This is a genomic window from Hoeflea sp. CAU 1731 (genome assembly GCF_039888615.1).
Lineage (GTDB): Bacteria > Pseudomonadota > Alphaproteobacteria > Rhizobiales > Rhizobiaceae > Flavimaribacter.
This window is the reverse complement of the sequence record NZ_JBDQQS010000021.1, coordinates 32,758-55,398: the sequence shown is the minus strand read 5'-3', so window position 1 is coordinate 55,398 and position 22,641 is coordinate 32,758. Positions and strand designations below refer to the sequence as shown.

The following is a 22,641-nucleotide window of genomic DNA, read 5'->3' as shown; positions in this document are numbered from 1 at the left end:
ACATCTGGAAACGACATGCGCCCCAATTTGCGACAGGCGCGTATAATTCCGACTTGCTGGCGTCAACTGTCGTCCGGCTGTGATGCGACTTCATCAGCGCGTTTTTTGAGCGCCAGGAAATCCATCCAAGACAGGCGCTTGTGCGCGGGATTACGCAGGAGATAGGCGGGGTGCAACGTCGGAAGCGCCTGTATGTCCAGCGCGTCGCCCAGTTTGTAGCGCGTCCACGAGCCGCGGATCGAAAGAATGCCGCGCGTCGTATTGAGCATCGACTTGGTCGAGACATTGCCGAGAAAGACGATGATTTTCGGGTTCGCAAGCGCGATATGTCGTTCGATGAACGGCCGGCACAGTTCGATCTCGAAGGGCGTCGGCGTTCTGTTGCCGGGAGGACGCCAGGGGATCATGTTCGTGATGTAGACGCTTTCACGATCCAGGTTGATTGCGGCCAGCATTCTGTCGAGCAATTGTCCTGCGCGCCCGACGAAGGGCAGACCCTGCCTGTCCTCGTCGCGTCCCGGAGCCTCGCCTACGAGCATGATGTCTGCGGCCGGATTGCCGTCCGCAAAGACCGTGTTGCGAGCGCCGGAGCGCAGATTACAGCCGTTGAAAGCGAGCAGCGCCTCGCGCAAAGCGTCGATTGAGGCTGCTTTCGCTGCGGTTTCCCGCGCATTGTTCACCGCGGCTTGATCCGGAATGGCTGCGGCTGCAGGCGCCGCCGCGGGCGGCGGAGATTGCGGTCCGCTCTTTTCGCTGCGGCCGGGAGGCGGGGACTTTTCCGGCAGCGCGCGAGCAGGCGCTGGAGCCGGTTCAAGCTTCTCAGATTCCACAAAACGGTCGACCGGCTCATCTCCGACAAGCGTATCAACGCCGGATTCGGCGTAGAATCGCAGCAATGTCGCCAGATTGACATCCGGTTCCGCCTGAGCCGTTTTTTCATCACTTGCCGTCATGCCCTGATCCTATCGCAGCGACCGGTCGGTGAAAAGCAAACTGTGGGGGAGAACAGGCTGTGGACGAAATGCGCGCGACGCCGTTGGCCACAGGTTGCGGAACATCGGCGCATTCGCTCCTTTCAGACGGTTGATGTTGACTTACGTTTACGTCAAGGTAATTCAATATCTGAAGAACGGAATGGTTCTAAACAATTGCACTGGCCTTGCGCGCGGGTTATTCCCTGTAAGAATACGCCGAGGCGCAAGAGTTTTGGAGGGATTTGGCATGAGCGAAGAGATGGAACTGCCGGAACGCGAGAGCATGGAGTTCGACGTCGTGATCGTCGGCGCCGGCCCCGCGGGCCTGTCCGCGGCAATCCGTCTCAAACAGCTCGATCCGGAAATGTCGGTGGTTGTCCTGGAAAAGGGCGCCGAGGTCGGCGCGCATATCCTGTCGGGCGCCGTGGTCGATCCAGTCGGCGTGGACCGGCTTCTGCCGGACTGGCGCGAAGACCCCGAACATCCGTTTAAAACCCCCGTCAAACAAGACAAGTTCCTGTTTCTGGGTCCCGCCGGCTCGATCACCCTGCCGAATTTCATGATGCCGCCGCTGATGAACAATCACGGAAACTACATCGTCTCGCTCGGCAATGTATGCCGCTGGCTGGGCGCCAAGGCGGAAGAGGCGGGCGTCGAGGTCTATCCCGGCTTCGCGGCGACCGAATTGCTCTACAATGACGACGGCGCGGTGATGGGCGTCGCGACCGGCGACATGGGCCTGGATCGCGAGGGCAAACCCGGACCGAACTACGCGCGCGGCATGGAATTGCACGGCAAATATGTGCTGATCGGCGAAGGCGTGCGCGGGTCGCTCGCCAAGCAACTAATCAGCCGGTTCGATCTGGCGAAGGGCCGCGAGCCGCAGAAATTCGGCATCGGCGTCAAGGAGCTCTGGGAAGTTGCGCCGGACAAGCATCAGCCCGGCCTTGTCCAGCACAGTTTCGGCTGGCCGCTCGACATGAAGACCGGGGGCGGATCGTTCCTTTACCATCTCGAAGACAACAAGGTCGCCGTCGGCTTTGTGATGCACTTGAACTATCAGAATCCGTATCTCTCGCCATTCGGCGAGTTTCAGCGCTTCAAGACGCATCCGGCGATCGCGCCCACCTTTGAAGGCGCGAAGCGAATCTCCTATGGCGGCCGCGCCATCACCGAAGGCGGATGGCAGTCCGTTCCGAAACTGACTTTCCCGGGCGGAGCGCTGATCGGCTGTTCGGCGGGCTTCGTCAATGTGCCGCGGATCAAGGGTTCGCACAACGCGGTCCTCTCGGGCATGATGGCGGCGGAGCATGTCGCAGCGGCGCTGAAGGACGGCCGCGCGTCCGATGAAATCACGGCCTATGAAGAAGAGTGGCGCGACAGCGACATCGGCAAGGACCTGAAACTCGTGCGCAACGTCAAGCCGTTGTGGTCGAAACTCGGCACCATCGGCGGGGTCATGCTGGGTGGCCTGGACATGTGGGTCAACACGCTTCTCGGCGGCTTTTCCTTCCTCGGCACGCTGAAGCACGGCAAGCCGGACTATGCCTGCCTGAAGCCTGCGAAGGACTGCAAGAAGATCGACTATCCCAAGCCCGACGGCGTGCTGACGTTCGACCGGCTTTCTTCGGTCTTCCTGTCGAACACCAATCACGAGGAAGACGAACCGGTTCACCTGCAGGTCAAGAACCCCGAACTGCAGAAAGACTCCGAGTTCGAGGTCTATGCGGGGCCGTCGTCCCGCTACTGCCCGGCGGCTGTCTATGAATGGGTCACGGAAGGCGAGGAAGAACCGCGTTTCGTCATCAACGCGCAGAACTGTGTTCACTGCAAGACCTGTGATATCAAGGATCCCAACCAGAATATAAACTGGGTTCCGCCGCAGGGCGGCGAGGGACCTGTCTACACCGAGATGTGACGAGGCTTCAGGGGACCGGGGAACCTGATGGCGAGACTGGCGCTCCTGTTCGTTGTCTATATCGACATTCTGGGGCAGGGGCTTCTGTTCCCGCTTCTAAGCTCGATCATGCTCGATCCGGCCCAGGATTTCCTGCCGAAATCCATGTCGGCGGCCTCACGCGAAATGCGCTTCGGAATCGTACTCGGCCTGTTTTTTACGGCCTGGTTCTTCGGGGCGGCTTTTATCTCCAAACTCTCGGACTATATCGGCCGCAAGATCTGCATCCTGATTTGTCTTGTGGGCGCACTGGCCACCTATGCCTGCACCGTTATGGCGCTTGAGACCGCCAGCCTGACGCTTCTCGTTATCGGTCGAATTGTTGGAGGCTTCACGGCCGGCAACCAGCCGATTGCACAAGCCGCGCTGATCGATCAGTGCGATGACGACAGGCAGAAGGCGCGGCTGATGGGATATATCGGCGGCGCGGTCGCGCTCGGTTTGGTGACAGGCCCGCTCTTTACCGGCGTCTTCAGCGACAAGGCGGTGATGGGGGCATACGCTTCGTTACAATGGCCGCTCTACACCGCGATTTTGCTGATTGCGGTCAATATCGTGCTGATTTCGGTGTTTTTCTCCGAAACGCTGGCCAGGCGGCGCGCAATCGATTTCGGTCTTTCGGAGGTGTTTTTGACGCTCTGGCGGATCCTCGAACATCCGGTCACTTTGCGGCTGGCGCCGGTGTTCTTCTTCGCGGTGATGGGCTTCAACGCCTGCTTCATTTTCATGAGCGACTTCCTGTTTACGCGCTTCCATTTCGACACCGTTCAAAACAGCGCCGTCATGATCGTCATGGGTGCGACCATGGGATTTATCAGCGCGTTTCTGGTAGGCCCTGTCGCAGCCCGCGCAACACAGGCTCAGGTGATCGTGGTCACCGTCATCGTCATGATCGCCGCGATGGCGGCGCTTCTCGTCAATCCATGGCCGCTGCTCGCCTTTGTTCTCGTCATTCCGTTGATCGGCGCGTTTTCGTTCGCCTATCCGACTTTGCTGTCGATGTTCTCCCAAAGCGTGAACGGGACAGAACAGGGATGGGTCATGGGCGTGGCGATCGCCCTCTACACAATCGGCTCCGGGTCCTCTTCATTCATCGGCGGCGCCACGATGTCGATCAATCCGGGTTTCCCGCTTATGATCGGCATGGGCGCCTGCGCCATGGCGCTCGTCATGGTCGCGCTGCTGTGGCGGCGTCACCGCAGCATCAGCCGGCTGGATCCGAACTGGCGGGACGGCGTCGCGCCAGCATAGGTTACTGAAAAGCCGGCTCGAAGAAGCTTCTGAGCTTGCGGGAATGAAGACGCTCCGGCGGCATTTCCGCGAGTTTTTCCAGCGCCAGAATTCCGATTTTCAGATGCTGGTTGACCTGCTTTCGATAGAACTCGGTCGCCATGCCGGGCAGTTTGAGTTCGCCGTGCAGCGGCTTGTCCGAGATGCACAGAAGCGTGCCGTAGGGCACTCTGAAACGGAAGCCGTTTGCGGCGATGGTCGCCGATTCCATGTCGAGCGCAATGGCGCGCGATTGGGAGAGGCGTTTCACCGGACCACTCTGGTCAACCAGCTCCCAGTTCCTGTTGTCGATGGTGGCAACGGTGCCGGTGCGCATGATGCGTTTCAGGTCATACCCTTCGAAGCCGGTGACGTCTGCGACGGCTTCCTGCAGCGCTACCTGTATTTCGGCGAGCGCCGGTATCGGCACCCAGACCGGCAGATCGTCGTCGAGCACATGATCCTCGCGAACATAGGCGTGGGCGAGCACATAGTCTCCGAGCCGTTGCGTGTTGCGCAGTCCGGCGCAATGGCCGAGCATCAGCCAGGCATGGGGCCGCAACACCGCAACATGGTCCGTGATGGTTTTCGCGTTTGACGGGCCGATGCCGATATTGACCATGGTAATGCCGCCATGGCCTTCCTTCTTGAGGTGGTAGGCGGGCATTTGGGGCATGCGCACGGCGGTTTTCGGATCTGTCGGCGAATCCTGGCCGGCGCGGGTTTCCACATTGCCGGGTTCGACGAATGCGGAGTAGCCGCCGCCGCCATTGCGCATCAGTTCGCGCGCGTGCTCGCAGAATTCATCGATATAGAACTGATAGTTCGTGAACAGGACGAAGTTCTGGAAATGCTCGGCGCGCGTGGCCGTGTAATGCGACAGACGCGCCAGTGAATAGTCGACCCGCTGGGCCGTGAAGGCGGCAAGCGGAAGTTGGTCCGCATTGTCTATGTCGTAGGTGCCGTTGACGATGGCGTCGTTGGTGATGGTAAGGTCGGGCGTGTCGAAGAGATCGCGCAGCGGCGTGGTGATCGGATTGGCCATGGCGGCTTCCGCAATCGTGTCGTCGCCCATGGCGAAATGCAGCGGGATCGGCGTATCCGATTCGCCAATCTGCAGCTGAACATTGTGGTTTCGGATCAACAGATCAAGCTGTTTTTCCAGATAGGATCTGAACAGATCGGGACGGGTTATGGTTGCTGTATAATTTCCCGGAGCCGGAACATGGCCAAATGCGAGGCGCGAATCGACCTGCGAAAAAGTCGAGGTCGAAAGGGAGACCTGCGGATAATAGGCGCGATGCCGGCAGAGCTCGAAATCCTTGCCGGCGCCCAGCGATAGAAATTTCTTACGCAGGAAATTGACGTTTCGATTATAGATGGCCTCAATCGCGTCGACCGCTTCCCGCGCATCGGAATACGAGGCGTCCGGGATCTCCGGAGGCGATACGATCGAGATATGTTCGTGATGTTTGATTCTCTTGTCCATGCTCCAATATAGTCGTGACGGCATGGCATTTAAACGACAAACACTGTCTCACTGACCAATTTTTGAGCAGCATTTGAAACGGCCGGACCGAGCGACCGGAATGGTGTGATACGGTTGCGGCGCGGCGACCCGGGGCGCTCGTGTGACGGAGAATGCGCGGAATGGATAGCCGGCGCGACAATGATATGGCAGGTCGCAGCGACTCCGATGAAATGACGCGAAGGCAATGTTCCCATGGACAGACCAGGCCCAGTGCAGAAACACGACCGTTCCATCCGCCGTTCATCTCTTTTTTCTGACCGGATCGCCCCCTTGCTTCACGAAGTCCCTCCGGTGCACTAAGTGAGTAACATTACAATTTGCGGAGCTTCCCATGACCAAGCAGACCAGCCCGATCGAACTGTACTACTGGCCCACGCCGAATGGCTGGAAGATTTCCATCATGCTCGAGGAACTCGAATGTCCCTACGACGTGAAGTACGTGCACATCGGCAAGGGGGAACAGTTCCAGCCGGAATTCCTGAAGATCGCTCCAAATAACCGGATGCCGGCGATCATTGACCCGGAAGGTCCGGGCGGCGAACCGATATCGGTGTTCGAATCCGGCGCAATCCTGCAATATCTCGGCCGCAAGTTTGGTCGTTTCTATCCGTCGGACGAGCGCGTGCGTGTCGCCGTCGATGAATGGCTTTTCTGGCAGATGGGCGGTCTTGGCCCGATGGCCGGCCAGGCCCATCATTTCAGACAATATGCTCCGGAGAAGGTGTCCTACGCCATCGACAGATACACGAACGAGGTGAACCGTCTCTATGGCGTCATGGATACGCGGTTGAAGGATCGCGAATTCCTGGCCGGCGACTATTCGATCGCCGACATGGCGTGTATCGGCTGGGTCATGCCTTACGAGCGCCAGGGTCAGGATCTCGACGAGTTTCCGAATCTCAAGCGCTGGTTCGAAACGATGCGGGCGCGCCCGGCCGTAATCAGGGGAACGGAAGTCGGCAAGGACAAGCGCCGCCAGGCGAACCTTGCCGATGACAAGGAAGTCCAGAAGGTTCTCTTTGGACAACGGGCGCGACGCTGACGCCCGCTGTCTTGAGAATTGCTTCCTACTGCCTTTTCCAGTTCTGGGAGCGGCAAATCAGGCCGGCAAGCACGCAACCGCTCATCTTGAGCGTTGCGCCGGAGATCGACGCCTTGCCGCTGTAGGTCTTGTCGTCAGCAGGATCCGTGATCTTGCCCTTGTAGACGCCGCCGCTATTGGCGAGCGTGCCGATCTTCTTGCCTGCATAGGAGCCGGTTTTCAGCGTGATGCAGAAATTTCCGCTGCCGCAAGGCGCGATTGAGGCTGTTTCCCCGGACTCCGTCGTCCAGTTTCCTTGTATGGCGTCGGCGGCCAGGGCCGAAGGCGCGAATAGCAATCCGGGAAGCAGCGCGCAGATAAGCAACCGTCTGAACATATCATTTCTCCTCCACATTCAGGGTCTTGCGGACGACGATATCGGGAATTCTGTCGGCTGCCAATCGGTCACATCCGGACGCGGAATGAAGAAATTTTACGACGCCGCCTTTCGCTGTGGTTAGCAAAGGGTTTCAATTCGAATTCCTGCAATTTTATTAAATTCATTGCGAAACCGCGCAAAGCCGGGCGCTGCGATGTTTAACAAAAAACCAAATTTACCAATCGTTTGAGTTTTGTTTTCCTCCAGTTAATCATGCTGTTTAACACCGGATTCAGCGGCTGCGTGCACACTCGCCTCATCAACAAAACGCCGGACAAACCGGCAAGAACCGGGGCTCTCTCGGAAGTTTAACAGGCAAGACAAACGAACCAACGGGGACAAGAAGATGGCGCGTTACGAAATGCTCGATCAGCAGCTAGCAGTGGCAGGCGGCAAGGCGGAAGCCGATATTTTCTGTGAAATGGGAATGATGTATGCGATCGGTCGCGATTGTCCCCTGGACTACGTCGCAGCCCACAAATGGTTCAACATAGCAGCCATCAAGGGCTCGGAGAGGGCTGCGGAATTGCGCGCCGATCTGGCCAAGACTATGAGCAAGGGCGAACTCGCTTCCGCGCTGCGTTCTGCTCGCGAGTGGATGACGATGCACTGACGGGCGCTGGCCTCCAATCCGGCCGGTGGACTTGAAATCACCAGAATCACCGCGCATTGTCTTTCACACGGATCCTGGCCCGTCTTGCTGGACGGGCGGTATCGGCGAAAGGCGTTGTATGTTTACGAAATCTCTCTCTGCGGCCGTTTTGACATTCGGTGTTTTGAGCTGTTCCAACGCTTTCGCGGATGAGGAGTTGACGTTCGATTCGCTGGATTCCTTTGAATATGAGGAAGATAACAGCGTTTGTGCTTCCTATGGCGAAGGCTATGCGCTGGTTCCGGGCACGAAAACCTGCCTGCGCGTCAGCGGTTACGTTTCGACCCAGTTCGGGACGTCGAGCAGGTCTGGCGGCGACGAGACAGGCAGCCGCGCGGGCCTCCAGTTCGATAGCCGCGGCGACACCGAATTCGGGGATTTCGCAAGCCAACTGAGGCTTCAGGACGCTTTTGGCGACTGATTCCAGTCCCGAGCGCGCGCAATTTCCTTGCCTGGCGGGCCTTTTTCCGGTGTGAGAAAGCGCCAAAAAATTATCCTTTGAATCCATGAAATTGAAAAGCTTTTGACAAACAATAGCTTATTAAAAAAATACTGCAGGCTTCCATATTCTGACTGGAGGTCAGAAAATGAAAATCAAGAGCCTGCTTCTCGGCTCCGCTGCAGCACTGTTTGCAGCCTCTGGCGCATCCGCAGCCGATGCCATCATCGCTGCCGAGCCGGAACCCGTTGAATATGTCCGCGTCTGCGACGCGTTCGGCAACGGCTACTTCTACATCCCGGGCACCGAAACCTGCCTTCGCATCAGCGGTTATGTCTGGTTCCAGGTTGGCGCAACCAATGTGAGCTACGATTCCAGCTATGACGACAGCTGGGAAAACAGCACTCGTGCTCGCGTCAACATCGACGCTCGGTCTGACACGGAATGGGGCGAACTTGCTTCCCGCATCCGTCTTCAGGGCACTTTCGGAGACAATGGCGACGGACCTGTCGGCGTTGACCAGGGCTGGATCCGCCTCGGCGGCCTGTTCATGGGCTATTCGGAATCCTACTGGGTAAACGCTTACAACACCGGCCCGACGAACTTCGGTTCGCACTCCTGGGACGGTATGGGTTACGGCTATCAGCAGCGCCAGCAGATCGGTTACACCTTCAACACCGGCAACTTCTACATCGCTGGTTCTGTTGAGGATAACGACAATTCCGACTGGACGCCGAACTTCGTTGGCAAGATCGGGGGCGCATTCGGCCCGGTCAACGTCTTTGTCAAAGGCGGATATGACGACGACACAGGCAACGCCGGTTACGGCGCCGGTCTGGTGACGGACATCGGCTCCGCCGGTAACTTCATCCTGTACGGCTACTATGCTCCGGACGGCGCCACCGCATATGGCGGCAACAAGAGCTTCAAGACCGATACGGCCACCGGTGAATGTCTGTTTGGCGTACTTTCCTTTGCAAATTGTTCGGTAACGCCTGAATGGTCGGTCCTCGGTTCGTTCCGGTGGCAGTTCACGCCTGAATTCTCGGCGTCGATCGGTGGTCAATATTTTGGTGATTTCTATTACCCGGCCGGAACTACCTACCAGAATATCAGCACTGGTATTGACGCCTGGCAGGCCGAACTCGAACTGGTCTGGACCCCGATCACGGACTTCGAAATCCGTGCTTACGTTCAGTACTTCGACTCCGATGATATCGGCGATATCACGACCGGCTTCCTGCGCTTCACGCGTAGCTTCTAAGCCGGTCTGAAGGCTGAAAGAGGAACGGTTCGCTTGACGTGACAACGCTGTTCTTCGGGGCAGCCCACCAAAACGAACCGTTTTGACCAAGAGATTGGACCTGGCAGTCGAGACTGCCGGGTCTCCAGATGTGACTTTATACAACTAAATATACGCATCCATATTTTACACAACCGATATTTAAGCTATTGCCTTGGTCGTTAATTCAACAGGCGCGGAGTGTGTAAATGCATATGGATTATCATCTTCTCGATCTATGGGAGCGCTACGGCGATTTGCTGTGGGAACCCGGCAAGCACAAGGAGGCCTGCCGATCCTATATCGACGAGATGCATCGATTTATGACTATCAATAATCAGCGGGAGTTCGACAACGAGCTTCTTGACGCCTTGACGATCGAGTTCCGAAAAAAAGGAAACAGGAACTCGACCATCAATCGCAAATTTGCCAGTCTTTCGAAATTGCTGCGAAAGCATCAAAAGAACGGCTTTCTCGTCAACCTTCCGGATTTTCAGAAACTGCCGGAACGCAATGGTCGGATCCGTTTCCTGACGCAGGAAGAGGAAGCCGATCTGCTGGGTGAACTGGAGATGGAAGACAGAAAATATGCGCAGCTTTCACGCTTCCTGGCTGAAACCGGCGCGCGCATTGGCGAAGCCCTGAAACTCAACTGGGCCGACATCGAACCTGGACATACGACCTTCTGGGAAACCAAGTCTCATCGTCCACGAACCATTCCACTCAGCCGCAGGGCTCAGAGTGTCGTTAAAGAGGTGAGGAATCAGGAGCGCGCGCATTGCGGTCCGTTTCAGGACATCCCCTATCCAAAATTTCGTGACGGCTGGAACTTGGCCAAGAGCCGGACCACGATGCGCAATGATCCGCAAGTCGTGCCCCACGTGCTGCGGCACACATGCGCGTCGCGGCTTGCCCAGTCTGGCGTCGATATCAAGAGGATCCAGGAATTCCTGGGACACAGGACGCTCAGCATGACCTTGCGCTACGCCCATTTGTCGCCAAAGCATCTGGATGTGTGCGCTGACGCGCTCAACAACATGACCCACTAAAAAAGATCCGGCCTTGTCCGAAAGGGACAAGGCCGGATCACGGCGACAAACATATCGCACGAAAAAGCCCGGTAGCAGATGCTACCGGGCTTCTTTGACTGTGGTTCAGACTGACTTAGAAGCTGCGCGTGAAACGCAGGAAGCCGGTCGTGATTTCGCCCACCTGATCGGCGTCGAAGTACTGGATGTAAGCACGGATTTCGAAGTCCGTGACCGGAGTCCAGACCAGTTCAAGTTCTGCCTGCCAAGCGTCGATGCCAGTGCTGACCGTCGAAGCCGGGAAGTAGAAGTCGCCGAAGTACTGACCGCCGATAGAAGCGGAGAACTCAGGCGTGAACTGCCAACGGAACGAACCGAGGACTGACCACTCAGGAGTAAGCTGACAGTTGGAGAATACGCCCAGACCACCGAAGGTGCAGAGGCCGGTGCCGGTGTCGGCTGCGAAGCTCTTGTTACCACCGTAAGCAGTTGCGCCTTCAGCATAGTAACCATAGAGGATGAAGTTACCAGCAGAGCCAACGTCTGTGACCAAGCCAGCGCCGTAACCAGCGTTCTCGGTGTCAGCGTCGTAACCAGCTTTCACGAAGAGGTTAACCGGGCCAAGTGCGCCGCCGACCTTACCAACGAAGTTCGGCGTCCAGTCGGTGCCTTGATTGTCTTCAACTGAACCAGCGATGTAGAAGTTGCCGGTGTTGAAGGTGTAACCGATCTGGTGACGCTGCTGGTAGCCGTAACCCATGCCGTCCCAGGAGTGCGAACCGAAGTTCGTCGGGCCGGTGTTGTAGGCGTTTACCCAGTAGGATTCTGAGTAACCCATGAACAGGCCGCCGAGACGGATCCAGGCCTGGTCGATCAGATCAGGGCCATCAGTGTTTGTGCCCCAAGTGCCCTGAAGACGGATACGGGAAGCGAGTTCGCCCCATTCCGTATCAGACCGAGCGTCGATGTTGACGCGAGCACGTGTGCTGTTTTCCCAGCTGTCGTCATACTCGTCTTCCCAGCTGACGTTCGTCGCGCCAACCTGGAACCAGACATAACCGCTGATGCGAAGGCAGGTTTCGGTGCCCGGGATGTAGAAGTAGCCGTTGCCGAACGCGTCGCAGACGCGGACATATTCAACGGGTTCCGGCTCAGCAGCGATAATGGCGTCGGCTGCGGATGCGCCAGAGGCTGCAAACAGTGCTGCAGCGGAGCCGAGAAGCAGGCTCTTGATTTTCATTTTCTGACCTCCAGTCAAATTTTAATTTCGGTCTGGGTAAAATGCTGTCGGGCAGCGTTATCTTTCCCATCCCCAACTCAAAGAAGAACCACGGCTACCCGCCTCTCTTCCGAATCCGAAGATACCCATCCCCATTCTGCACGCAACTGCTATGTGCCCCGTCGGGCGGCAATCCCTGTCGATGAATTCTGTCTGTTGCAAAAAAGACACGATTTGATCCGGCAGCCGCTACGACTCTTAAAGAATGTTTAAGGAATCGGCCATCGCAATCGCTATTCCAGCCTGGTGAAGTGCGGTTTCCGCGCGACTGAGTCTTGCCAATCGCCGGATCAATCGCGCTCGGTTACGGTTTGGAGGCGTCTGATTCCCCCGGAAATACATGGTCTTTCGCGCCGAAAGATTCGGAGAGCAGAGAATCGCAAAGGGAATGACGGGGAGAAGTGCGCTGTGCGCAGGGGAGGGCGGCGCAGTGAATGCTTAAAGATCGCTACAGTTTCGATGAAGCAACTGAATTCTCTGCAAAGCAATTGAATAAAGAGAGAGTGGAAAAGGATGTCCGGTCTGGCGACTTGCACTGACCCGCAGGCAAGAAGGACGGATAATACGTTCGCTGTTATAGAGAGAGCGATCAGTTCGGCGCGGCGCGATCGATTCGCGTTGCCGCGCCAGACAGGCATCCGGCTTGTGAGATTGTCGACTGAAGCCGTCGCGGCTTTTTATGCAGACAATCTCACGCCGGTCTTGTCGTTACCGCGCGCGCGCCTTGCGGCGTCCTGGAAGGAGACCTTCGCGCTGCGCCAGCTTTCTGGTGAGCTTGCGATGCCGGCGAACGGCTTCGGCTTTTTCTCTCGCGCGCTTCTCGGAAGGCTTTTCATATGCGCTGCGGGATTTCATTTCCCTGAAAATTCCCTCGCGCTGCATCTTCTTCTTGAGCGCGCGCAGGGCCTGTTCGATATTGTTGTCTCTGACGTGGATTTGCAAAATGTCTCCTTTCGTATGCGTTGCTTGAGATGAAAGCCGACCGTCAGCTTTTACCCCGCACAAGTCCCCCGCAACGTTGCATTGCCGGAATGAAAACGGGGCCTCGTCGTCAATAGGAGCGTATAGCCCCAGGCCCCGAAAACGGAAAAGGCGGGAACGAGCCCGCCTCCCGGATCGCGCCGCTCACGCGGCGCGCCTGCCTGTCGCCTGCCTGCCAGTACATCCGTGACTCGACAGGCGCAGACAGTAATTACATTCAGGCGGCGCTGAGGTTGTCGGCGGCCGACTTGCCTGAACGTTGATCCTTGACGACTTCGAAATTGACCTTCTGACCTTCAGCCAGAGACTGCATTCCCGAGCGTTCCACTGCAGAGATATGCACGAAGACGTCGTTGCCACCGGCGTCAGGCTGAATGAAGCCAAAGCCTTTGGTGGTGTTGAACCATTTGACGGTTCCTGTAGCCATTGCGTTGTTCCTTTATGCAAGTGCTTGTCATGTTCCTGAGTGCGCCAGGCGCAGCCCTGAACGGTTTCGTCGAAATCAGGGTAGAAGAGACAAAGCAAGCGCGGAAAACGCGGGCCATAGTCAATCGGCCGAAAGTTCGATGGGCGCAATATGGCAATAAACTGTGACAGAAACAAGACCTGACGCGACGTTCCGTTGCGAAGTTTGAAAAAAATCCTTGATTCCTTTGCTCCGCAAAAATTCCGAAGTTCGGGAACAAATCGTTGTTTGTTGTTATTAGGTTAGGGAAAAACTTGTGATTGGAAAAATGCGGACCTCAGATATCGATCGGGAATTCTTCGGCGTCGGCTATCCCAATTTCAGCCATCTCAAGCAATTGCCCAATGCGACGAAGCGCCATAGGCGGACGTTGTGCGTTGCATAATCATTGCGAAGGTTACGTCTCTAATTCCCAGGAGCGAAATCCCCGTCAGGATCTGGTCCGCGTTGCAGAAATTCGATTACGCGCTGAATCTGATCGGCCCGTTCTTTCAATTCATTGATCTTCGACTCGATGACATTTCTGGCCAGGGATGCATCGCAACGCCCATCCATGGCTTCAATGATGTCACGCATGTCCGCAATCGACATGCCTGCGTCGCGCGCCTTGACGAAAAAATTCAGCCGGACCAGATTTTCCTCCGGATAGTCCCGGTAGTTGTTGGTCTCGCTCTGCCCTGCAACAGATGAGATCAATCCGTTGCGCTCGTAGAACCGGACCGTATCCCTGCTGACTCCTGAACGCTCTGCCAATTCACCGATGCGCATCAAATAACCTCCAACCATAAACCATGGTCTATTGTTTTTTGTAGGCTCACGCAATATATGTCGCTGAACGCGATGATTTGCAACCGCCTCAATGATACAGGAAATACAACATGACCAAACGCATTGCGATCATAGGGGGCGGCTATATCGGCGCCCGACTCGCCAAAACTCTTGAGAACAAGGCGGATATCACCCTGATCGAACAGCGCAGCCACTTCGTCCACACCCCGGCGATGATACGTGCCGTGGTTGATCCATCGATAGTCGATAGCGCGCTGATTCCCTTCGGCAATCTGCTGACCAGCGGAAAATTCGTGCAGGCGCGGGCGGCGAACGTGGATGGTCGCGGGGTTACGCTTGAGGATGGCGCCCGTATTGAGGCTGACTATATCGTCGTTGCCACCGGCTCGGAGAACGCCAAGCCCTTCAAGGCTGCAGGGGATGATATCGAGGGACTGCGTGCGGACAATGCGCGCATCCACGCCATGCTGAAGGGCGCCAACACGGTAGCCATCGTTGGCGCTGGCGCCGTCGGAACAGAACTGGCAGGTGAAATCGCACATTACATGCCGGAAAAGAAAGTCACGTTGATCTCCGATCAGCCCCGGCTGTTTCCGGACATGCCCTCCAAGCTTGGAAACGGGCTGACGACAAAATTGAAATCTGCCGGCGTCGACCTTGTATTCGGAGCTCGGGCGGAAAATCTGGAGAGCCTTGCCGAGCCCTATTCCGGGACGTTGACGCTCTCCAACGGAACGCAGATTTCTGCTGATCTGATTTTCCCGGTGATTGGTTCCCGCGCTTCCTCCGAATTGCTTGAGGACCTGCCCGGTGCAGCCAGGGGAAGTTCAAACCGGATAAAGGTTGACGGATGGATGCGTCCGTCCTCGCTGCCCAACGTTTTTGCGGCCGGTGATGTGGCTGAAACAGGCGACGGCATGACCATCGTCGCGGCAAGCCGGCAGCAGCCTTGGTTGACCAAGGCGCTTTCCGAGCTGGTTGACGGCAAGTCTGTCGAGGATCTGAAGCCATACAAGCCCTGGGACAAGGCGCCCATCCTCGTTCCGCTGGGTCCCAGGAAAGGAAATTCCTACCTCGTCGCCTTCACTGCAGGCGATTTAGTGACCCGGTTCATGAAGGGCAAGGATCTGTTCGTGCCGAAATATACAAAATTGTTGGGTCGTAAATAGGCGGATGCGTATCGCAATGTCCGGTTCAGGCCCTTTTTTCCAGGTGGGCCTCTCGAATCCTGTTCTGAGGGCGCACCATCTCGAAAATCGACTATTGGGATTCATCTCCTGCGCATCCCGTAATATTTGAATGCATCTTGGCAACCAACAGTTTAAAAGCTGTTTTCGATCACTTGGCTGGGCGAAGGTACCGTAAGCCTACCGCTCCAGCGCCCGGTTCACCAGCCCCTTGAGTTCGTCGTGCCTCTTCTGGCCATCAGCCTTTATGTCCACGAGAGGGTCCTTCAGGTCGGCGATGCGCTTGTGCAGCTCGGCGCTGTTGCGTGAAAGCTTGGCATAGAGATTGCGAATAACCCCGGCGAACGCCAGGGCCAAGGTGACCATAATACCGATAAACCAGCGCCAGTCCTCCGCCATCACGTCGAGCCCTTTGTCTTTTCCTTCGTGCGTTGGCCGACATAGTAGCCGCGAGCCTGCGATTTGTTAGCTGCTCGACGATGCACCAAGATATGTTCGAAATTCGGTGACCACGCCAGCTGCCGCGCACCCAGAACAAGGCAATCATATTGCGGAGACAAGAAACGTTTGGGGGTAACTTTAACGTTCACGCACGCCCATGCGAAGATCTGGAACAGGCCGAAATCCGGACTTGGCTCCGCAATGCGACGGAAATATCTTTATATGGTTTCTATTTACATGAACGGCCTGCGGGGAGAGTGTCAGTATCCACTTCTACGCTACTTCCATCTCAAACCGTGTGATGTCTTCCAACTATATTTTCACACACCACTTACAACGCTTGATAGCTGCCACATATATAGAAGATATCGGGTATTTCCTGATATTCACCGAGTGATCTCGGCGATTGCCTGAAAGGCATTCTCATGAATACCTCAAACAATAAGCCAAACGGCCGCGCCAGCGTCGCTGGCACCGTTGATTTTAGCCATTCCGATGCCGAGCAAATTGACCGTGCCGAAAACGAAGGCATGACCTTACGAACGGCAATTCCTCATACCAAACAACGCGCATCATACCACCCGCCCAAGACCAGAACATTGAATACACGCATGCTTGCCTACGAGCGGATTCTGCGATCAATTTCTTCTTTGAAGGGAAGTGTAGCAGATCGAATCTGGCCTGCTCCTTCGAGAAAATCTGAGTTATTACCCAGGGGAAAAAGGAAATCCAACAAGGCGAAGACTACGACTGATGTGTTCCAGATCATGGAAAAAAATGGAATCTGGAATGTAACTGAAAACGGTCACTTTTACGGTGACTTTCTCAGTGCAAGTGTAGCTGCAAAAGCTGTAGAAAACGCCAGGTTGAATGGCTTCATCAATCGTAGACAAAGTTTGCGCGCTCAATAATCTGATGTCGTAAACTGTAGGGAGGAATTCAAATGATATTGATCCCTAGGATAAGCAAATTTTATCGGATAGAAATCTTGGTCTGTTACATCACGTTGTTCGCGGTGGCTACTTTCGTTGTGATGTTGACGTCGGGAATAATCTAAGTCGCGGCCATAAAAGGGTAATGGAGCAACCGGCCCGCTTAGCGAGGCAGCGGGCGCCGATCTCCACGGCATGATTAATTTTCGCGTATGCTTATGCCGCCGTTACTGCGTTTCCACTGGGTATTGTCCAGTTTTTAGCGGTTAGGGTGGGTGTTCAAATCGTAACCGTTCCCAAAATCGTCACCGCCACTGAGGCCGGCTCGACATAGGCGCCGGTCTCGTCGACGAACTGTACGCGCACATTCCAGTCGTTCTTGCCCCGGATCACCGGGATGACGACGGCGGGGTAGCTTGAAGGCATCGCATCGACGAGAATCTGATAGTTCGTGTCCGCCATGTCCCGGTCGAAATTGATCGCGAAATCCCAGTCTGCGCGCCGGGTAATGCTTTCGACATTCGTCGAGGTCGAGATCGTCGGGTCGGCCCCGGTGTTGGCAGTGAAGGAGAGATGGAACGGCATGCAGCTGGAGCCGTTGCCGGAAGGAAATTCAGTCACAGTGCGATAGGAGAGTGTTTATGAGCAATCCGATACGAATGTTGGTCCATGAATTTGGATGGGTTCACCTTTCTCTCGGGCTGTTGGGCAACTTCTTCTTCTTTGTTGGAAGCCTTCTGTTTCTACCTTCGCTGGAAGCGTACAAACTCATAGGAGTTTGGCTCTTCATTATCGGTTCGTTTCTGATGTTTGTCGGAGCACTCGGCCGCTTGCTTGTCGATATCTGGAACGAAAATTGAAGATAAGCAGTACTGGCGCTGATGTTGTCATTCCTGAACTCGCTCTATGCCCTTCAGGGCAGATGGTGAATGGTTTTCGTTATGGCTCAGGACGCTCATTTGAGCTTCGTTTTCCAGAACAACAGCCTGGACATCCTCCACTCGAGCAAAACCGTGTTGTCTGATCGCGCTAAGTATTTCTGATTCGGCTACTCTCTCTTTTTTCATCTGATGCTTGAGAAACTTTCCGTCGTAGAAGAGCATTCTGGGTTCTGATTTCACGATTTCCGCAAACCGGGCGTTGCGAAAAGCAAGAAAGGTTACACTGTATTGCAGGGTCAGAAGGACAAACATCGCCAGCACCGCGTCCAGAATACTGACCTTCGACATCAGTATTCCCGAGGACGCCAGTGACCCGAAGGCTACCGTCACAATCCAGTCAAAATTATTCATTTGGGCGGTGGTGCGCTTTCCGTAAAGGCGCACAAAAAGTACAATAAACGCATAAATAGAGATTGCGGATACGACAATCTCCAGCTTTTCGTTCCAGTCGATCATAGTGAATTCCTTCAGCTTAAAAATTGAAGACCTGTCCCGCAGGATAGAAACTTCAAACTCCCGTTTTGGTTTCAGCGCCAGGCATGATCGATAGGGCCGCGCCAGCAAAAGCACGATTTGTCTGGTCGCACCGTCATGAGGGAACCAATCAGGTTTTTCTGCATTTGATTGTCATCACGCAATACGCAACCGAAAGGACAAAATGATGTCTCTCAAGAATCTCGAAGACCTCTTTGAACACACGCTGCAGGACGTCTATTTTGCCGAGAACTACATTCTGAAGAATCTCCCCACAATGATCGAGAAAAGTTCCAACGCGTCACTCGGAAAACTCTTCAAGGATCACCGATCCGAAACGGAAGGTCAGATTGAAAGGTTGAAAAAGGTTTTTGATCTGCTCGGCAAGACGCCTTCATCCGAAGAGTGCCCGGCGATCGAGGGTATCGTCAAGGAAGCCGAAGAGCTCATCGATGAAATCGAGGATGACGAAACCCTGGATGCCGCGCTTATCGCGGCTGGTCAGGCCGTAGAGCACTATGAAATTACACGCTACGGCACACTTCTTACCTGGGCTCAGCAGCTTGGATACGAGGACGCAATCAGCCCGTTGCGCGATAATCTCGAAGAGGAAAAAAGTGCTGATGCAAAGCTTACGCGGCTTGCTGAAGACAAATTGAACAAGAAGGCGGCCTGAGCCGGAAGTCAGGCATGTCTGACATATGGCGGTCTACAATTAGACCGGAATATCGTGGCGGTCCCCGGCGGTTGTGCAGCCGGGGACTGCAATTTCAATTTCAGCTTTGCCGCCTTGTTTCAATGACGCAGGAGGCCTCGCACTGCGGCGGCCCGGCTCGGCATGCGTTGTTCGAATCTCCAGTCCTCGATAGCTTCCAGCTCGCTATTGTCGAGCGTGATTTGCAAACGCGTTTCCCGATTTCCAGTCATTGACCCACCCGATCACTCTGGTTGCCTACGCTATATGGGTATAATGGCATCAAAGTGCAGGTTACTCGAAAGGCGCAGAATTGCTTGATGCTACAGATCAAATGAAGCGGGTGTCGCAACCGTTAGCAAGGCCCACGTTAATGTCCGTTGGCGCGACGTGGCGTTTACCGGAACAAACTGTGCCGTATTTGTGCCGTTTTTTGGCGCAGTTTCCGGTTTGATCATGCTTCGTTCTGCAATTTCTTGCACGTTTCTACGAGTTTTATTTCCAGCGAAAATGTCCCTAAAGTCCTTGCAAACAAAGGAATTTCGGGCTAAGTCGGGCCTTCCGGAGAGGTGGCCGAGCGGCTGAAGGCGCTCCCCTGCTAAGGGAGTATACCAGAGATGGTATCGAGGGTTCGAATCCCTTCCTCTCCGCCACCAAGTGGCTGAAATAATTGAAAATATTGGCGTCGCGCGACGGCAGTCCGACGCCTTTGTTCGTTTTCCAGCGATCATCATGACTTCGCATCGCCGCCGTCTGCTGCGGTTGCTGCGGCGGCGGCGAGAGCCTGCGCCTGATCCTCGTCGATTTCCATTTCGCCGCCCGGGCTCATCTGGACGCGAACCTCGCGGCGCGCGAAATGGATGCCGTTTTCATCGAACGCCTTTTGCACTTTCGCGTAGACCTGCTTGCGAATCACCCATTGGGTTCCGGGCTTCGCCATGAACTTGCCGCGCAGAACGATGCCGACGTCGTTGACGGCTGCGACGCCCTGCGACTTGAACGGCTGGATGAAGTCGTCCGCCACCGCCGGGTCTGCCATCATCTCCTGCCCGATCTTCTTGAAGAGCTTGCGAACCTTCTCGATGTCCGTGTCGAAGGGGACGGTGAATTTCAGTTTCATGATGACGTAGTCGCGGCTGTGATTCGTCAGCTTCGAGATTTCGCCATAGGGAACGATGTGAACGGGACCATTGGGATGGCGCAGTTGCAGCGACCGCACCGAAATCCGCTCCACCGAGCCCTGGATGCCGCCGGTGTCGATGAATTCGCCGACGCGGAACGCATCGTCGAGCAGGAAGAAGATCCCCGATACGACGTCCTTGACCAGCGTTTGCGCGCCGAAGCCGACGGCGAGGCCCAGCACGCCGGCGCCGGCCAGAAGCGGCGTGATGTTGACGCCGAGCTGGGCAAGCGCCAGCAGAACCGTCAGGGTGATGGTGACGGCCTGAAGCGCCATGCGGATCAGCGGCAGCACCGTCGCCATGCGCGACTTTCCGGCGCCGTAGCCTTCGCCCTGTTCCGCGCTTTCTCCGGTCGCCGCTTCCCAGATGTCCGTCACCAGCCGGCGATTGACGAACAGGTTGATGAATTCCCAGACCAGATAGCCGACTGCGATGATCATCAGGAAACCGAAGCCCTTGGCGGCGAACTGCACGCCGAAACCGGTTTCGGCGAAGCTGCGAATGCTGATGCCCAGAAGCCGCGCGGATATGAGGATGAGGATGACGAAAAGAATAACCCTGCCGATCCGCACATAGCTGTGGCGGGTTTCGTTGTATGCGGCCTCCGCAATCGGTCCTTCGCCCTGCATGTTCGGCACGAGGTGGCGCACGAGGCCGCGCATCATCGTGTCGAGGAACGGCGCGGACACGATGATCGCGAGCACCGTCACCGCCGCGCCGGCTGATATGTCCAGCGCCCCGGTCGCGCGCGCGATCTGCGCGGCAAAATACTGGAAAATGATGAGGGCGATGGAGAGTGGCGGCCACCATGTCGCCATGCGCGCAAGGCCCGGCGAGACATCATCGTCGCCGCCGCGCAGGATCGTCGTCAATCCGTCTCTGGCGCGCCAGGAGACATAGATGATGCCGCCATAGACGATGATGCCCGACACGAAGGCCAGCGGCGCGTAACCGGTGATGGAAAGCCGCTGCATCGCGGAGATCAGAAACAGCACGATGCCGGTGAACGTCGCGATCGTGACCAGGTGATAATAGATGAATTTCGCGGTCCAGTCGTCCGTCGTCACCAGTCTGTACTGCGATTCGAACGGCGCCAGAATGAAGCGCAGGATGGCCGCCGAGAAGCGATAGACCAGAATTGCATAGAAGATGAAGATCGTCGCCACATAGGCGTTGGTCGGATCGGCAAAGGCGAACTGGATCGCGATCAGGGCGGCGATGGAAAAGGAAATCTGTCCGGTAAGATCACGCCCGAGCGCGCGCAGCAATATGCTCAGCTGTTCGCCGAGATTGTCCGCGCCGGCATAGGTGCCGGCCCCTTTGTGCGTGCCGGCTTCGCGGCTTGTGCGCACGAAGCGTTCGACAATGGTCTCCACGAGCCAGGCAAACAGGATCGTTATGCCTAGACCGGCCAGGAAGCGCAGATTGAGGCCGGGTCCGTCAACCGTGACGATCCGATGGATCGTTCGTCCGACGCCTACGACAGCGTCGGGAAACCCTGTGATGTTCGACCACAGAAAGGTCTTGTAGCTTTGCCAGGCCAGCCCGAGTTCGGCGCGGAAATCGCGCGGCGCGGCGGCTCCGACCGTGTTGTCCTCGACTTGCGACGCCAGTGTTTCGAGCAATTGCCCCAGAACTTGCCGTTGCTCCGGCGTCAGCTTGGCGACCAGTTCCTCGACGTTGGCTCCGGATGGCTCGCCGGAACCGGTCTGGGCCATCGCGACGCCGCCGAAGAAGGAAAACACCACCAGAAACAGGACCAGAATTGTTTTGTTCATGTTCAACCCCATCCTGCCCATGACTATAGTTCAAAAGGGCCACATTTTTCTGTCGCCATCAAGTACAAAGGCGCTGATTAGATTTATATTCAAGAAGACTGATCAGCGTTTCATGAGCAATGCTGTTGGGCGCGGCGCGGAAGCCGCCGTCGACCTCAACGGGTATTGGCGTCAAACTGGATTTGCGCGCTATTGTGAACGCGCATGCCCTGCCGGAAGACTTTCCTGGCTTCGTTTTCGACTAATTTGCAGGTTTTCGCTGGTGGAATTCTGTTCACATCTCTCTGCTGTCGGGTCGGTGCATTTGCTTGTGGAGGCTCAACGCAAACGCACACGCGCTTTATCTGTAGCTCCCGCGTAAGGTATTGCGAAGTACATGCTTCTGCCTTTTGCGGAAGCTTTATTCATCATTGATCCGGGAGATCATAAATGAGTGCCCTGGAAGGTATAGGTCTGATTTTCATGCTGCTTTTGGCAGCGGCTGCCTGGAACACAAATCTGCTTCTGACATTATTCGGTAAATCCAAAAGAACAGCGATAATGTCTGAATCTGCCGAGTATGGCGCGCCCATGGACGACAGGAGGAAGGAGATTTTCTTCCATGCCGTCTACAGCAGATAAGGCAGAGTAAGAGGTATCGCGTTGTTAGCGGACAAAAGGGTGAAACTATTGACAGGAGTTCTGTTGGAAGATGGCGTTCTGATCGAACCGAATGAGGAATTGTCTTCCTCAGATTGCGCTCTGATTTCTTCGATACCTGTGGGCGACGACGACGATGTTATCGGCAAGGTGATTTCTGATGAAGCCTTTTTGGACTATGCGAAAATGCTGGATACAAAGCTGAAAGAAGCCAGTCAGACGTTGAGGATCAACCTCGAAAAGCAGAACAGCAGGTAGACCTTGCAA

General features: G+C 55.9%; 24 protein-coding genes and 1 tRNA gene. 14 read left to right on the top strand and 11 right to left on the bottom strand.

The features are described from left to right. Positions 1-62: 62 nt before the first annotated feature. Complete coding sequence (locus AAFN47_RS24620) at positions 63-953, bottom strand: uracil-DNA glycosylase (protein WP_499811921.1); 891 nt, start codon at positions 951-953, stop codon at positions 63-65. A 268-nt stretch (positions 954-1,221) separates the two neighbouring features. Here AAFN47_RS24620 and AAFN47_RS24615 point away from each other — a divergent pair, with 268 nt between their 5' ends. Both AAFN47_RS24615 and AAFN47_RS24610 read left to right on the top strand, forming a co-directional pair. Next, complete coding sequence (locus AAFN47_RS24615; protein ID WP_499811920.1) at positions 1,222-2,892, top strand: electron transfer flavoprotein-ubiquinone oxidoreductase; 1,671 nt, start codon at positions 1,222-1,224, stop codon at positions 2,890-2,892. A 27-nt stretch (positions 2,893-2,919) separates the two neighbouring features. Next, the gene (locus AAFN47_RS24610) at positions 2,920-4,182 is read left to right on the top strand and encodes an MFS transporter (RefSeq protein ID WP_499811919.1); all 1,263 of its coding nucleotides are present in this window, start codon (positions 2,920-2,922) and stop codon (positions 4,180-4,182) included. Between the two features lies 1 nt (position 4,183). Here AAFN47_RS24610 and AAFN47_RS24605 read toward each other — a convergent pair whose 3' ends face one another. Further along, positions 4,184-5,689, bottom strand: coding sequence for an AMP nucleosidase (locus AAFN47_RS24605; RefSeq protein ID WP_499811918.1), 1,506 nt, complete (start codon positions 5,687-5,689; stop codon positions 4,184-4,186). Positions 5,690-6,062: 373 nt separating this feature from the next. Here AAFN47_RS24605 and AAFN47_RS24600 point away from each other — a divergent pair, with 373 nt between their 5' ends. Next, positions 6,063-6,773: a glutathione S-transferase family protein gene (locus AAFN47_RS24600; RefSeq protein WP_499811917.1), complete on the top strand. Its 711-nt coding sequence runs from the start codon at positions 6,063-6,065 to the stop codon at positions 6,771-6,773. Positions 6,774-6,798: 25 nt separating this feature from the next. Here AAFN47_RS24600 and AAFN47_RS24595 read toward each other — a convergent pair whose 3' ends face one another. After that, on the bottom strand, positions 6,799-7,149 hold the full coding sequence (locus AAFN47_RS24595) for a DUF2147 domain-containing protein (RefSeq protein ID WP_499811916.1): 351 nt from the start codon (positions 7,147-7,149) through the stop codon (positions 6,799-6,801). Positions 7,150-7,537: 388 nt separating this feature from the next. Here AAFN47_RS24595 and AAFN47_RS24590 point away from each other — a divergent pair, with 388 nt between their 5' ends. From AAFN47_RS24590 to AAFN47_RS24575, 4 genes are all read left to right on the top strand, one after another. Next, the gene (locus AAFN47_RS24590) at positions 7,538-7,804 is read left to right on the top strand and encodes a sel1 repeat family protein (protein WP_220230230.1); all 267 of its coding nucleotides are present in this window, start codon (positions 7,538-7,540) and stop codon (positions 7,802-7,804) included. A 196-nt stretch (positions 7,805-8,000) separates the two neighbouring features. Beyond that, entirely contained in the window at positions 8,001-8,264 is a 264-nt protein-coding gene (locus AAFN47_RS24585; RefSeq protein WP_499811915.1) for a porin, read from the top strand. A 166-nt stretch (positions 8,265-8,430) separates the two neighbouring features. Then, complete coding sequence (locus AAFN47_RS24580; RefSeq protein WP_499811914.1) at positions 8,431-9,546, top strand: porin; 1,116 nt, start codon at positions 8,431-8,433, stop codon at positions 9,544-9,546. Between the two features lie 227 nt (positions 9,547-9,773). Next, positions 9,774-10,613, top strand: coding sequence for a tyrosine-type recombinase/integrase (locus tag AAFN47_RS24575; RefSeq protein WP_499811913.1), 840 nt, complete (start codon positions 9,774-9,776; stop codon positions 10,611-10,613). A gap of 115 nt (positions 10,614-10,728) precedes the next feature. Here AAFN47_RS24575 and AAFN47_RS24570 read toward each other — a convergent pair whose 3' ends face one another. From AAFN47_RS24570 to AAFN47_RS24555, 4 genes are all read right to left on the bottom strand, one after another. Further along, positions 10,729-11,832, bottom strand: coding sequence for a porin (locus tag AAFN47_RS24570; protein ID WP_499811912.1), 1,104 nt, complete (start codon positions 11,830-11,832; stop codon positions 10,729-10,731). 747 nt (positions 11,833-12,579) lie between these two features. Further along, positions 12,580-12,813, bottom strand: a complete 234-nt coding sequence (rpsU, locus tag AAFN47_RS24565) for a 30S ribosomal protein S21 (protein ID WP_220230235.1) — start codon at positions 12,811-12,813, stop codon at positions 12,580-12,582. 256 nt (positions 12,814-13,069) lie between these two features. After that, a complete protein-coding gene (locus tag AAFN47_RS24560) occupies positions 13,070-13,279 on the bottom strand; it encodes a cold-shock protein (RefSeq protein WP_220230236.1) in 210 nt (69 codons plus the stop codon). Positions 13,280-13,723: 444 nt separating this feature from the next. After that, positions 13,724-14,086, bottom strand: a complete 363-nt coding sequence (locus tag AAFN47_RS24555) for a MerR family transcriptional regulator (RefSeq protein ID WP_499811911.1) — start codon at positions 14,084-14,086, stop codon at positions 13,724-13,726. A gap of 110 nt (positions 14,087-14,196) precedes the next feature. Here AAFN47_RS24555 and AAFN47_RS24550 point away from each other — a divergent pair, with 110 nt between their 5' ends. Further along, positions 14,197-15,276, top strand: a complete 1,080-nt coding sequence (locus tag AAFN47_RS24550; RefSeq protein ID WP_499811910.1) for an NAD(P)/FAD-dependent oxidoreductase — start codon at positions 14,197-14,199, stop codon at positions 15,274-15,276. A gap of 198 nt (positions 15,277-15,474) precedes the next feature. Here AAFN47_RS24550 and AAFN47_RS24545 read toward each other — a convergent pair whose 3' ends face one another. Then, positions 15,475-15,693: a hypothetical protein gene (locus tag AAFN47_RS24545; protein ID WP_499811909.1), complete on the bottom strand. Its 219-nt coding sequence runs from the start codon at positions 15,691-15,693 to the stop codon at positions 15,475-15,477. A gap of 467 nt (positions 15,694-16,160) precedes the next feature. On the opposite strand from AAFN47_RS24545, the gene AAFN47_RS24540 reads away from it, so the two are divergent. Next, on the top strand, positions 16,161-16,646 hold the full coding sequence (locus AAFN47_RS24540; protein ID WP_499811908.1) for a hypothetical protein: 486 nt from the start codon (positions 16,161-16,163) through the stop codon (positions 16,644-16,646). 300 nt (positions 16,647-16,946) lie between these two features. Here the strand turns inward: AAFN47_RS24540 and AAFN47_RS24535 are convergent, their stop codons facing one another. After that, complete coding sequence (locus tag AAFN47_RS24535) at positions 16,947-17,252, bottom strand: hypothetical protein (RefSeq protein WP_499811907.1); 306 nt, start codon at positions 17,250-17,252, stop codon at positions 16,947-16,949. Positions 17,253-17,308: 56 nt separating this feature from the next. Between AAFN47_RS24535 and AAFN47_RS24530 the strand changes: the two genes are divergently transcribed. Beyond that, a complete protein-coding gene (locus AAFN47_RS24530; RefSeq protein WP_499811906.1) occupies positions 17,309-17,527 on the top strand; it encodes a YrhK family protein in 219 nt (72 codons plus the stop codon). Positions 17,528-17,554: 27 nt separating this feature from the next. Here AAFN47_RS24530 and AAFN47_RS24525 read toward each other — a convergent pair whose 3' ends face one another. Further along, entirely contained in the window at positions 17,555-18,064 is a 510-nt protein-coding gene (locus tag AAFN47_RS24525; RefSeq protein WP_499811905.1) for a DUF421 domain-containing protein, read from the bottom strand. Positions 18,065-18,269: 205 nt separating this feature from the next. Here AAFN47_RS24525 and AAFN47_RS24520 point away from each other — a divergent pair, with 205 nt between their 5' ends. Beyond that, positions 18,270-18,758, top strand: coding sequence for a YciE/YciF ferroxidase family protein (locus tag AAFN47_RS24520; RefSeq protein WP_499811904.1), 489 nt, complete (start codon positions 18,270-18,272; stop codon positions 18,756-18,758). 581 nt (positions 18,759-19,339) lie between these two features. After that, positions 19,340-19,429, top strand: a tRNA-Ser gene (locus AAFN47_RS24515). A 77-nt stretch (positions 19,430-19,506) separates the two neighbouring features. On the opposite strand, the gene AAFN47_RS24510 is transcribed toward AAFN47_RS24515, so the two are convergent. After that, positions 19,507-21,735: a mechanosensitive ion channel family protein gene (locus AAFN47_RS24510; RefSeq protein WP_499811903.1), complete on the bottom strand. Its 2,229-nt coding sequence runs from the start codon at positions 21,733-21,735 to the stop codon at positions 19,507-19,509. A 429-nt stretch (positions 21,736-22,164) separates the two neighbouring features. Between AAFN47_RS24510 and AAFN47_RS24505 the strand changes: the two genes are divergently transcribed. Together AAFN47_RS24505 and AAFN47_RS24500 are read left to right on the top strand one after the other, a co-directional pair. Continuing rightward, on the top strand, positions 22,165-22,356 hold the full coding sequence (locus AAFN47_RS24505) for a hypothetical protein (protein ID WP_499811902.1): 192 nt from the start codon (positions 22,165-22,167) through the stop codon (positions 22,354-22,356). A 39-nt stretch (positions 22,357-22,395) separates the two neighbouring features. Further along, positions 22,396-22,632, top strand: coding sequence for a hypothetical protein (locus AAFN47_RS24500; protein WP_499811901.1), 237 nt, complete (start codon positions 22,396-22,398; stop codon positions 22,630-22,632). Positions 22,633-22,641: the final 9 nt, after the last annotated feature.

Excerpts from the sequence above, each read along its gene's own strand:
- AAFN47_RS24620 (WP_499811921.1), bottom strand. The coding sequence starts at position 953 with ATGACGGCAAGTGATGAAAAAACGGCTCAGGCGGAACCGGATGTCAAT.
- AAFN47_RS24615 (WP_499811920.1), top strand. The coding sequence starts at position 1,222 with ATGAGCGAAGAGATGGAACTGCCGGAACGCGAGAGCATGGAGTTCGAC.
- AAFN47_RS24610 (WP_499811919.1), top strand. The coding sequence starts at position 2,920 with ATGGCGAGACTGGCGCTCCTGTTCGTTGTCTATATCGACATTCTGGGG.
- AAFN47_RS24605 (WP_499811918.1), bottom strand. The coding sequence starts at position 5,689 with ATGGACAAGAGAATCAAACATCACGAACATATCTCGATCGTATCGCCT.
- AAFN47_RS24600 (WP_499811917.1), top strand. The coding sequence starts at position 6,063 with ATGACCAAGCAGACCAGCCCGATCGAACTGTACTACTGGCCCACGCCG.
- AAFN47_RS24595 (WP_499811916.1), bottom strand. The coding sequence starts at position 7,149 with ATGTTCAGACGGTTGCTTATCTGCGCGCTGCTTCCCGGATTGCTATTC.
- AAFN47_RS24590 (WP_220230230.1), top strand. The coding sequence starts at position 7,538 with ATGGCGCGTTACGAAATGCTCGATCAGCAGCTAGCAGTGGCAGGCGGC.
- AAFN47_RS24580 (WP_499811914.1), top strand. The coding sequence starts at position 8,431 with ATGAAAATCAAGAGCCTGCTTCTCGGCTCCGCTGCAGCACTGTTTGCA.
- AAFN47_RS24575 (WP_499811913.1), top strand. The coding sequence starts at position 9,774 with ATGCATATGGATTATCATCTTCTCGATCTATGGGAGCGCTACGGCGAT.
- AAFN47_RS24570 (WP_499811912.1), bottom strand. The coding sequence starts at position 11,832 with ATGAAAATCAAGAGCCTGCTTCTCGGCTCCGCTGCAGCACTGTTTGCA.
- AAFN47_RS24560 (WP_220230236.1), bottom strand. The coding sequence starts at position 13,279 with ATGGCTACAGGAACCGTCAAATGGTTCAACACCACCAAAGGCTTTGGC.
- AAFN47_RS24555 (WP_499811911.1), bottom strand. The coding sequence starts at position 14,086 with ATGCGCATCGGTGAATTGGCAGAGCGTTCAGGAGTCAGCAGGGATACG.
- AAFN47_RS24550 (WP_499811910.1), top strand. The coding sequence starts at position 14,197 with ATGACCAAACGCATTGCGATCATAGGGGGCGGCTATATCGGCGCCCGA.
- AAFN47_RS24545 (WP_499811909.1), bottom strand. The coding sequence starts at position 15,693 with ATGGCGGAGGACTGGCGCTGGTTTATCGGTATTATGGTCACCTTGGCC.
- AAFN47_RS24540 (WP_499811908.1), top strand. The coding sequence starts at position 16,161 with ATGAATACCTCAAACAATAAGCCAAACGGCCGCGCCAGCGTCGCTGGC.
- AAFN47_RS24535 (WP_499811907.1), bottom strand. The coding sequence starts at position 17,252 with ATGCCGTTCCATCTCTCCTTCACTGCCAACACCGGGGCCGACCCGACG.
- AAFN47_RS24530 (WP_499811906.1), top strand. The coding sequence starts at position 17,309 with ATGAGCAATCCGATACGAATGTTGGTCCATGAATTTGGATGGGTTCAC.
- AAFN47_RS24525 (WP_499811905.1), bottom strand. The coding sequence starts at position 18,064 with ATGATCGACTGGAACGAAAAGCTGGAGATTGTCGTATCCGCAATCTCT.
- AAFN47_RS24520 (WP_499811904.1), top strand. The coding sequence starts at position 18,270 with ATGTCTCTCAAGAATCTCGAAGACCTCTTTGAACACACGCTGCAGGAC.
- AAFN47_RS24510 (WP_499811903.1), bottom strand. The coding sequence starts at position 21,735 with ATGAACAAAACAATTCTGGTCCTGTTTCTGGTGGTGTTTTCCTTCTTC.
- AAFN47_RS24505 (WP_499811902.1), top strand. The coding sequence starts at position 22,165 with ATGAGTGCCCTGGAAGGTATAGGTCTGATTTTCATGCTGCTTTTGGCA.